The sequence below is a fragment of the Rhizobium sp. CBN3 genome, assembly GCF_030518245.1.
GTDB lineage: Bacteria > Pseudomonadota > Alphaproteobacteria > Rhizobiales > Rhizobiaceae > Rhizobium > Rhizobium aethiopicum_A.
The window spans coordinates 34,616-44,420 of record NZ_JAULSE010000030.1 but is presented as its reverse complement, the minus strand read 5'-3'; the positions used below and the strand labels follow the sequence as shown (position 1 = coordinate 44,420).

General features: G+C 65.5%; 10 protein-coding genes. 5 read left to right on the top strand and 5 right to left on the bottom strand.

Annotated elements, in window-relative coordinates; translation table 11 throughout:
* Window positions 1–307: 307 nt before the first annotated feature.
* Together QWJ46_RS27960 and QWJ46_RS27955 are read right to left on the bottom strand one after the other, a co-directional pair.
* Entirely contained in the window at window positions 308–937 is a 630-nt protein-coding gene (locus tag QWJ46_RS27960; RefSeq protein WP_302755510.1) for a PQQ-binding-like beta-propeller repeat protein, read from the bottom strand.
* A gap of 27 nt (window positions 938–964) precedes the next feature.
* Entirely contained in the window at window positions 965–2,185 is a 1,221-nt protein-coding gene (locus QWJ46_RS27955) for a helix-turn-helix domain-containing protein (protein ID WP_302755508.1), read from the bottom strand.
* A 115-nt stretch (window positions 2,186–2,300) separates the two neighbouring features.
* Between QWJ46_RS27955 and QWJ46_RS27950 the strand changes: the two genes are divergently transcribed.
* From QWJ46_RS27950 to QWJ46_RS27935, 4 genes are all read left to right on the top strand, one after another.
* On the top strand, window positions 2,301–3,098 hold the full coding sequence (locus tag QWJ46_RS27950) for a thioredoxin family protein (protein ID WP_302755507.1): 798 nt from the start codon (window positions 2,301–2,303) through the stop codon (window positions 3,096–3,098).
* Window positions 3,099–3,103: 5 nt separating this feature from the next.
* On the top strand, window positions 3,104–3,439 hold the full coding sequence (locus QWJ46_RS27945) for a hypothetical protein (protein ID WP_302755505.1): 336 nt from the start codon (window positions 3,104–3,106) through the stop codon (window positions 3,437–3,439).
* A 350-nt stretch (window positions 3,440–3,789) separates the two neighbouring features.
* Window positions 3,790–4,812 (top strand): LLM class flavin-dependent oxidoreductase, encoded by a 1,023-nt coding sequence (locus QWJ46_RS27940; RefSeq protein WP_302755502.1) that lies wholly within the window; start codon window positions 3,790–3,792, stop codon window positions 4,810–4,812.
* A 184-nt stretch (window positions 4,813–4,996) separates the two neighbouring features.
* Entirely contained in the window at window positions 4,997–5,899 is a 903-nt protein-coding gene (locus tag QWJ46_RS27935; RefSeq protein ID WP_302755500.1) for a LysR family transcriptional regulator, read from the top strand.
* Between the two features lie 21 nt (window positions 5,900–5,920).
* Here the strand turns inward: QWJ46_RS27935 and QWJ46_RS27930 are convergent, their stop codons facing one another.
* The 3 genes from QWJ46_RS27930 to QWJ46_RS27920 all read right to left on the bottom strand — a co-directional run bounded on the left by QWJ46_RS27930 (window position 5,921) and on the right by QWJ46_RS27920 (window position 9,096).
* A complete protein-coding gene (locus QWJ46_RS27930) occupies window positions 5,921–7,159 on the bottom strand; it encodes an MFS transporter (RefSeq protein WP_302755497.1) in 1,239 nt (412 codons plus the stop codon).
* Window positions 7,156–7,806 carry a helix-turn-helix transcriptional regulator gene (locus QWJ46_RS27925; RefSeq protein WP_302755495.1) on the bottom strand — a complete coding sequence of 217 codons (651 nt, stop codon included), beginning with the start codon at window positions 7,804–7,806 and terminating at the stop codon, window positions 7,156–7,158. Before QWJ46_RS27925 ends, QWJ46_RS27930 begins: the two co-directional genes overlap by 4 nt.
* 192 nt (window positions 7,807–7,998) lie before the next feature.
* Window positions 7,999–9,096, bottom strand: a complete 1,098-nt coding sequence (locus tag QWJ46_RS27920; protein WP_302755493.1) for an adenylate/guanylate cyclase domain-containing protein — start codon at window positions 9,094–9,096, stop codon at window positions 7,999–8,001.
* 459 nt (window positions 9,097–9,555) lie between these two features.
* Between QWJ46_RS27920 and QWJ46_RS27915 the strand changes: the two genes are divergently transcribed.
* The gene (locus QWJ46_RS27915; protein WP_064803538.1) at window positions 9,556–9,780 is read left to right on the top strand and encodes a hypothetical protein; all 225 of its coding nucleotides are present in this window, start codon (window positions 9,556–9,558) and stop codon (window positions 9,778–9,780) included.
* The last annotated feature ends 25 nt before the right edge of the window (window positions 9,781–9,805 follow it).

Sequence of the window (9,805 nt, the reverse complement as noted above, 5' to 3'; positions counted from 1 at the left end):
GCCAACAAGCGACCATCCGAACGCACCGCGCAATCGTCTGACGATCGATTACATCGGCAAACCAAGACCGGCCAGAAACGCGCCAGCTTCAAAAGCTTCACAAACTCTCAGCATGAGGGAGCGTTGGAGTTGCCGCGCCACAACAGCGGGGCATCAGAGAATATCTCGCCGCAACGCCAAGGAGGGCCACGCCGGCTTCCAAGAGAGCCTCATCCTGAGGCGCCCCGCGAGCGGCCTCGAAGGGCGAGGCGGGTGCGCTGACGTCGGCTTCTTGTAAGGAGCAGCCCCCAACCCGGCGGCGCAGCGCTCACGGCCGGCGCACCGCGCGGATCTTGCCGCTGTTGCCTCCGCCACAGAAGAAGCAGCCGCCGCCGTCGGATTCGAGCCCGGAGACGCCGGCGCCGTCCGGCATGTCGAGCCGTTCAAGCACCTCGCCCGTCTTCGGATCGATGCGTCTGACGTCGCTGTTGTCGCCCTCCCAGGTGCCGTGCCAGAGCTGGCCGTCGACCCAGGTGACGCCTGTCACAACGCGGTTGGATTCGATGGTGCGCAGAATCTTGCCAGTTTCAGGATCGATCTGATGGATCCTGCGGCCGCGATGCTGGCCGACCCAGAGCGTGCCCTCGGCCCAGGCAAGGCCGGAATCGCCGCCATTGCCTGGTGCCGGGATCGTGGAAAGGATTTGGCCGGTCTTGGGGTCAATCTTGTGAATGACGTCTTCAGCGATCTGATAGAGGAACTCGCCGTCGAAGGCCGTACCGGCGTGGGAGGCGACTTCGATCGACCGCACCACCTCGCCGCTGTCGGGATCGAGCGCGTTCAGCCTGTCGCCCGAGGCGAACCAGACATGCCGGCCGTCGAAGGTGACGCCGTGAACGCGCTCCGCACCTGGAAAGGGTCCATATTCACGCAGAATGGTCGCAACCGATGTCTTCATGTCTTCCTCCATGTCGGTTGACCCATACTAGTCGCTCGGCAGCGGTCCCGGGAGTAACAAGATCGTCGGGAAAGAGGAGAGCGGCGGGCTCATCCAGCGGCGCGCCCGCCCGCGCCCGATCGCTTGCACCTTCTCCTCGCCGGCGAGCGCATCCAGCGCCCGCTGCACGGTGCGCGGACTGGCGCCGAGCGCGATTGCCAGCGCCGAACTCGACCACGCTTCGCCATCGGCGAGGAAGGCGAGCACCGCCGCATGCGGCCCTTCGACGAGCGGGGCAAGCACTGCAACCTCAGAAGCACCGGCAGGGGAAAGGGCAAAACCGCGCTTGGTAGCCGAGACTTCCGCCAGCCCGGCTAATTCCGCGCGCAGCCGGCCGATCTCGACGCGCAGCCGGGCGCGATGCGAATCATCGGCATGCTTGCCGCGGAAGGCGCGTGCGATCAACGCGCCCCGCGAAACATCCACCGGCCAGGCTTCGGCAAGCGCACGAGCGAGCGCGAAAAGCACCGGCCGGCTCGCGAGCGGCACCACCACACCGCCCGCGCGCAGGACATGGCGGCAGGCGTCGACGACGAGCGTGCCGCCGGAAAAGAGCGCCTCCACCTCGGCAAGCAGCAGCGGACGTTCGTTGCCACGCAGAACCATCCGCGCCGCCGGCATACTGAGCACATGTCCAGCGGTTTCAACCTCCGCCGTCAGCACGGGCATATTCGCCCGCTCGGCCGCAAGCTGGGCTCGATCGAGTGCTGCGCGCGCCGCATGCGTGCGCAGGCGCCGAACGGCGATGCCGGCCGCAACAAGCTCATGGGCGGCCCGCAAGGCCGGCGGCAGAGGCGTCGGGTCGAGCGCGGCCAGCGCCTGCTCGGCTTCGTCGAGGCGGCCGATCAGCACCAGCCGGCGAATGGCGATATTGCCGGCATGGGCGGCGTTGACCCCATCGCCATGTGCTTCCAGAACCCGGCGCGCCGCCTCCAGCGCCTTCGGCGGCCAGCTGAGATCGCGCGAGACGAGCGCGATCTCGGCCTCGGCGACCACACAGCGGGCGCGGGCCACCGCCTCCCGCGGTCCGAAGCCACGCGCCGCACTCTTCAGCAGCGCCTTGGCGCGGATGAGGTCACCGAGCTGCGCCATGGCGATGCCGCGCAGCGCCAACGCCGGCGCATCGTCGCGCAGCGCCACCCGTTTCAGCGCGCCAAGCGTATCGCCCGATGCCAGCGCTTGCGCAGCAGCCGTAATCAGCGAGTCCATCCAAATCCCGTCACACTTGTCACTCCCGGCATTTGTTCCTCCCGCCGTAATCTTCGCTCAACGGCAGGCAACCGAGCCGGATGCTACGACGAGAGATAGGCAAAGGAGAAGACCCATGACGGCAATGCTGAACGCAACCCGCGAGCAATGGTTGGCGGCGAGACTCGATCTGCTCAAGGAGGAAAAGGAACTGACGCGCCAAAGCGATGAGCTGGCGGCCAAACGCCAGCAGTTGCCGCGTGTGCGGATCGACAAGGACTACCGCTTCGACACCGAAGGCGGCGAGGCTTCGCTGAAGGATCTCTTCGGCGGGCGTTCGCAGCTCCTGATCTATCACTTCATGTTCGGGCCGGATTACAGCGCCGGATGCCCCTCCTGCTCCTCGATCGCCGATGGCTTCAACGGCTTCTTCGTCCACCTGGAAAATCACGACGTCGCCTTCTGGGCGGTCTCGCGCGCGCCGCTCGCAAAGCTTGAGGCCTTCAAGCGGCGCATGAATTGGAGCTTTCCCTGGGCCTCCTCGGCCGGCAGCGATTTCAACGCCGATTTCAGCGTCTGGTTCAGCCCGGAGCAGCAGCGTCTCGGCGAGATCGAATACAACTACCGTCGCGAACCGCCCGCCCCCGAACCCCCGGCGGGCAAGACCGCGCCGGAATGGCAATCGCGCGGCAGCGACGAACCCATCGTCCAGATCGCTTCGATGACCGGCACCGACGTTCCCACCTACACCCGCGACCGCCCCGGCGTCAGCGCCTTCGAACTCATCGACGGCGGCGTCTACCACAGCTATTCCAGCTATGCGCGCGGGCTCGACGGGCTTTGGGGCATGTACCAATGGCTGGACCGCGCCCCGAAGGGCCGCAACGAAACCGGCATCTGGTGGCGCCACCACGACCGCTACGGCAAGGAGTGACAACAATGGCGCTCTTCGCTCACGCCTCGAAACGGGCTGACGACGTCAGCCCCTCCCTCGACACCGCCAGTTGGCTGTCGCTCGCCGCCGCTGACGGACCCGCCGGCGAGCCGGTCAAGCCCGCTCTCGCCGCCGCCGATCTTCTGTCTCTCGCCGCCGCCCCGACATTTGCGATCATGGCGCTGCTGACGGCCGTAACCGGCAGCGCCGATATGATCTGCATGACTACACCGGATGCCTTGCCGATCAGTGGGATGGTGCCGATGTACCTGCTGATGAGCGCCTTTCACCTGGCTCCCTGGCTGCGGCTTGCCGGCAGGCCGGGGCTGGGGTGCAGATGAAGGTTCGGCGCCTATCAAGTCCGTTTATGCAGTTGGGTTGCCCCCTCTGGCCTGCCGGCCATCTCCCCCACAGGTGGGGAGATCGGCTGGGCGCGATGGCTTCCCCAGACAACAGCCGCATCAGTGCTGCGATACGATCGAGTGGGAACGAGGTCCTGCGTCTTGCCGATCTCCGCCCTTGTGGGGGAGATGTCCGGTAGGCCAGAGGGGGGTACCACACGGCACGCCTCGGCAACTTTCTCCAGCAAACGCCCCCCGGCAAGCGCACCGTTCTCTCCGGTTGTGATTGTCTTACGCACCGAAACTATGCCATGACCGATCCACTATGACGCAACGGATAAAGGCGCGACATGAAGAAGATCGGTTTTCTCTCGTTCGGGCACTGGACGCCCTCGCCTCAATCGCAGACGCGTTCGGCGGCCGATGCGCTGCTGCAGTCGATCGACCTTGCCGTGGCGGCCGAGGAACTCGGCGCCGACGGCGCCTATTTCCGCGTGCACCATTTCGCCCGGCAGCTCGCCGCGCCCTTCCCGCTGCTATCAGCCGTCGGCGCGAGGACCAGCCGGATCGAGATCGGCACCGCCGTCATCGACATGCGCTACGAGAACCCGCTCTATATGGCCGAGGACGCGGGTGCGGCCGATCTCATCGCCGGAGGTCGGCTGCAACTCGGCATCAGCCGCGGCTCGCCTGAACAGGTGATCGACGGCTGGCGTCATTTCGGCTATGCGCCACCGGAAGGTCAGAGCGAGGCCGACATGGCCAGGCATCATGCCGAAGTCTTCCTCGAAGTGCTGCACGGCGAAGGCTTTGCCAAACCGAACCCGCGGCCGATGTTTCCGAACCCGCCCGGCCTGCTGCGTCTCGAGCCGCATTCGGAAGGCCTGCGCGAGCGTATCTGGTGGGGCGCGAGCTCCAACGCCACCGCCGTCTGGGCCGCCAAGCTCGGCATGAACCTGCAGAGCTCGACGCTGAAGGACGACGAAACCGGCGAGCCGTTCCACGTCCAGCAGGCCGACCAGATCCGCGCCTATCGCGAAGCCTGGAAGGCGGCCGGCCACACGCGCCAGCCACGCATCTCGGTCAGCCGCAGCATTTTCGCGCTGGTCGACGACCGCGACCGCGCCTATTTCGGCTACGGCAACGACGAGGGCGACAAGATCGGCTTCATCGACGAGAAGACCCGGGCGATCTTCGGCCGCAGCTATGCCGCCGAACCTGACGTGCTCATCAAGCAGCTTGCAGAGGACGAGGCGATTGCCGAGGCCGACACGCTGCTGCTCACCGTGCCCAACCAGCTCGGCGTCGCCTACAATGCCCACGTCATCGAGGCGATCCTCGCTCACGTCGCTCCGGCGCTCGGCTGGCGCTGACGGCGAGGCTTGGGCGCGAGCCTTCGATATGCGCGGTGGTGATGCGAAACGGCAGCTGTCGTTGGCCGGCATCATTTCGATGCGCCCGGGACCTAACTGGCGCGGTCGGCGTTGATGATGCGAGCCTTGAATCGGTCCCGTCGCGACCGACTTAAGGCTGCAGTCGAATCGCTCGAGTTACCTCATGCCGCGCACGAACCTGAACGATATCCTGATCTTCATGGCCGTCGTCGATGCCGGAAGCTTTATCGCCGGCGGGCAGACCATGGGCCTCTCCCGTTCGGCGGCGGGAAAGGCCGTCACCCGCCTCGAGGAGCGGCTCGGCGCGCGCCTGCTCAACCGTACGACAAGGGCACTCAGCCTGACCGATGAAGGACGAGTGTTCTATGACCAGGGGCTGCAGATCCTGGCATCGGTGGACGAGGCGGAGGCGAGCATTGCGGGGCGAAGCGGTGTGCCGCGAGGCGTTCTCAGGCTCGCCGTTTCCGATGTCTGCGGACCGCTGGTCATGCTCCCGTTACTCGAAAAATATCTTCGCACCTGGCCCGACGTGCAGGTCGAAGTGAGCTTCACCGATCGCCCGGCCGACATCCTCGAGGACGGCTTCGATCTGGCGATCGGGATTGGCGCGATGTCGTCGGCCGCCGACAGCCGGTTGGTCACACGCGTGATCACCAGTGACAAGCCGCGGCTCTGCGCCTCGCCCTCCTACCTCACCGAACGCGGCATCCCCCTTGATATAGAGGATCTCGCCGCCCATGACTGCCTGTTCTTCACCAACCGCGGCCAAAGCCAGGGCTGGCGCTTTCGCAGCCACGGCGGCTGGATCAAGGCGCAGGGGCACAGCCGCCTGAGGTTCGACAGCGGTGAAGCCGTTCGCGACGCCTGCATGGCCGGCCTCGGCATCGCCCTTCTTCCGGACTTCGTTGCCGCCGGCGATTTGGCCGCCGGCCGACTCCGGCAGGTCCTGCCCGACCTCGAAACCGACGACACGAAGATCGTGGCGCTCTATCCCGACAAAGGCGTGCTGGAGCCGCGGGTGCGCTGCTTCATCGATCTGATGATCGAAGAAATCGGACAAGGCTAGGAACGCGCCTGCGCGGGCGGCTTACGCCACGGCCTTGTCAAAACCGCGAAAGCTCTTGAGCGCCAGCGGAGAGAGGGTGGCGGCGAGATAAGCGAGCCCGCAGAGAAGCATCGCTGAACCAAGCCCGATCGTACTGATCAGCGCGCCGCCGACGAGGCCGCCGAAGGGGATGAGAGCAAAACAGAGGGCGGTGTTCATCGCGGTGACGCGCCCGGTGAGCGGCTTGGGGATACGCTCGAAGATCACCGCCGACAGAATGGGGTTGAGGAAACCGGAGGCAAAGCCTGCGATTGCGAGCGTCGCAAAGACGGAGCCAAGCGGCACATCGACCGCGAGCACCAGGAAGCGCGGAAATCCGGTCAGGAGGAAGGCCACGGTATAGACGATCAGACGCGGCATGCGCTCGCCGATAACAGCGGCAATCGCCGCACCCGCGATGGAGGCGCCGGAGAAGGTGGCGAACATCGCTCCGAGCAGCTCCGGCCCATGACCGGCGTTCTTCGTCCAGACGGGCAGCAGCACGGCGTGATAGGCCTGATCGAGTAGATTGGTGATCGCCACCATGGAGACAATGCTGACGAGCACGGCGTCGCTGCGCAGAAAGCGCCAGCCTTCCCGGAGATCGTCGATATAGGAAGGCACCCCGCCCGGCCGAGCGTCCAGCGCGGCGGGCAACTCGGGAGCGCGCCGCATGCCGGGTATGCCGGTCGCGACGACCAGCGCTGCGGCGGCGAAGGTGGCGGCGTTGACGAGGAGCGCCTGACCCGGGCCTATCAGCCCGATCAAAGCGCCGGCGCCGGCAGCGCCCACCGTCGAGGCGAGCCGTTCGATGGCGCTGGAGACGCCGGTCACCCGTTCGAGCGGCACGACTGCCAGCGCAGCGATATCGGGAACCATCGCTTGCTTGGCGGCATCGGAGGGGCCTCGCAGCACGCCCATGACAAAAACGACGGGCAGCAGCACCGGCACGGTCAGCACACCGAAGAGATCGAGAAGCGGCACCAGTCCGACCGCGGTGACAGAGGCCGTGTCGCAGATGATGGCGATGCGTTTGGCGCCGATGCGGTCGATCAGCGGCCCGCCGAGCGCCTTGGCGAGCACATAGGGCAGCATCTCCATCATCGCCGTCAGCCCGGTCAGCACGGGGCTGCCTGTGGCGCTCAGCATCAGCCAAGGAATGGCGATGGTCGATAGCCGGGTGCCGGAAAGCGAAAGCGTCTCGGCGGCGGCAAGCGCCAGGAAAGGCTTGCCTTCTCTCACGGCTCGTCCTCCCGCACGCGGTGCGGCAGACGGCCCGGATAGGGGAAAGCGTGCAGCATGATATAGAAAGGAACCATGTCAGGATTCCGGGACGCCGCCTCCCCCAGCGGTGGGGCGGCCCGCATGGCTTCCAGGATGATGTCGGTCAGCCGCTTCGTCAGGGTCTCGGCTTGTTTCGCCGTCATCGGGATGATGATGTCGTCGGCCGCCGTCGCCTTGCGCCATTCCGCCGGCAGCTCGGCATATTCCTCCAGCGCCTGCTGCATCTGGCCGACCTGCAGCGAGAGGGCCGCCTGGTTGAAGGCCATATCGAGATCGAGCGCCTCGCCTTCGGCTTCGCTCGGGGGAACCGAGGTCAGCTCGTGGCTGGCACGCCACCAGCGGTCGCGTCGCGAGGCATGCGGCGCTTCCTCGATGAAGCCATATTGGGCGAGCTGGCGCAGATGATAGCTCGTCGCGCCACTGTTCAGGCCGAGCCGAACGGCGAGCTGCGTCGCCGTGGCGGGGCCGTCGATCCTCAGCATGCCGAGCAGGCGCAGCCGGACGGGGTGGGCCAGCGCCTTAAGCGCGGTCGGTTCGGGCACGACACGGCTGACGGTGCGCGAGGCAACAGCATCTGCGGCAGGTTCGGAGTTCTGCTCTTTCATGATCCAATCATATATTCGCAGACATATCTTTGCAAAGATTTCTTTGCAAACTCTCTCCTAAGGATATTTGAAAACGATCTCCGGTGCAGTGGCCAGGAATGATCGCGCGCCAGACGAGCGATTAACAATCATGATTCTTGTGAGCGCCGAACATGGCATGGCAGGCGCATTCGGGCAGCGCCATCTCAGGGCTCAATCCTCAGCCAAAGTGAAGACGGTGCAGGGCTCGGCGATGCCGCGCAGGGCGTGCTCGCCGAGCGGCGTCAGCGCGGCCTCGGTATTCGCCGCCACGGCGCCCGAGATCAACACGTTGTAACCGAGCCGCTTGCAGAGCCCTTCCAGCCGGCTGACCAGATTGACCGCCGGGCCGATGGCAGTGAAATCAAGCCGGTCGGCGGCGCCGATATTGCCCCAGAGGATTTCGCCGAAATGCAGCGCCGCACCGAAGGGCAGCGGCGCCAGCCCCTGCGCCCGGCGCATCTGGTCGAGATGGACCATGCCGGCGCGGCAGGCGGCGACAGCCCGAAGCGCCGCCTCGCAGGCCTCCCGATCAGCTCCGGCCCCATTATCGGAAGCGGCGGTGACGGGAAAGATCGCCAGCACGCCGTCGCCGATGAATTTCAATACCTCGCCGCCGAAGGCATGCACGGCGCCGGCGACGCGGTCGAAATAAGCGTCGAGCGCTGATATCATCGCCTGTGGCTCCGTCACCTGGGAAAGTGCGGTGAAATCCCGCAAATCGGCGCAGAGAAGAGCGGCGCGGATGGTTTCGCCGGTGCCGCGGGCAAGCGCACCCGACTGAACCCGGGCCGCACTGCGCCGGCCGAGATAGGCTTCAAGCAGTGCCGCCCGCGCCTCCCGCGCCGCAAGGGCTGCGAGCGGCGCGGCGGCAAAACGTGCGACCTCCTGCAGCCGCGCGGCTTCATCATCAGAGAATTCGCCCGCCCCTGCCTCCTTGCCGATGCCCGCCCAGCCGAGCACGGCGCGGTCCCGCGAAGCTCCAATCCTCTCCTCCCAAACCGGCCCGAGCCCGGCCAGCCATTCGCGCCCGGCATCGCTTTGAGGTGCGGCGGCAAAACCCAGCGCCTCGATGACGGTTCCGGTTTCGGCCCGCCACAGCCAGGTACGTCGTGCGATGATCGGATGCGGCACCGAAAGTGTCAGCGCACCACCGGAAAGCGCCAGACCATCGGCCAGCAGCCGGCGCCCGAGCTCGGCCAGAAACCGTTCGGGACCGGGCGAAGCCGCAGCCTCGTCAATCAGCCAGGCGAGAGAGGGAGGCAGATCCATGGGTTAACATTGGCATTGCAACAGGACGTGGGCAACCCCGGGACATCCGCCCACGGACACTCCCGCGGCCCCTGAGGAGGTCTCCAGTCTCCGCCTTGTTGGCAACCAAAACCCGCGACGTCATCCTCGGCCTTGCGTCGAGGATATGCGACGATTCAATTAAGGGCTTGAAAATAAATGGTTTTCGTCTCAAACAATTGCCCTGGTCAGATACTCGGCACAAGGCCGAGCATGACGGAGGAGACTTTGTCGGCAAACTGAGGACACCTCTGGCGTCCGGGGGATTTCCTATCGGCACTTGCTCCCGCCGAGTCCCTCCACAACCCTGTCAACCCCACCGTCCAACAACTCTGTGGAAAACCATTCACCACGGTGGAGAACAACCGAATAAACACTTTTAAATTGCGCGACATTGATTCGATTATGTGCCAGCTTGTCATTAGCGATTGAGGGGTTGCGATGGGCACGACATATTGGCCGAAAGACCCGCTTGACGGGAATGACATGACGCTGCTGACGTCGATACTTCGGCGGTGGTGCGCGCGCTATGGGATTGAGTTTACGGCCGAGGAAAGCAAGCGGAAGGCGAAGGAACTCGTCGAATGGTTCGAATTCGGCGTCAAGGATCCGGCCGAGCTCGAAGAGCTGATCGACGGAAAGCACTGGCTCGTCAGCCGCATCTGAGCGCCGTCGTTATTTCAACAGATAG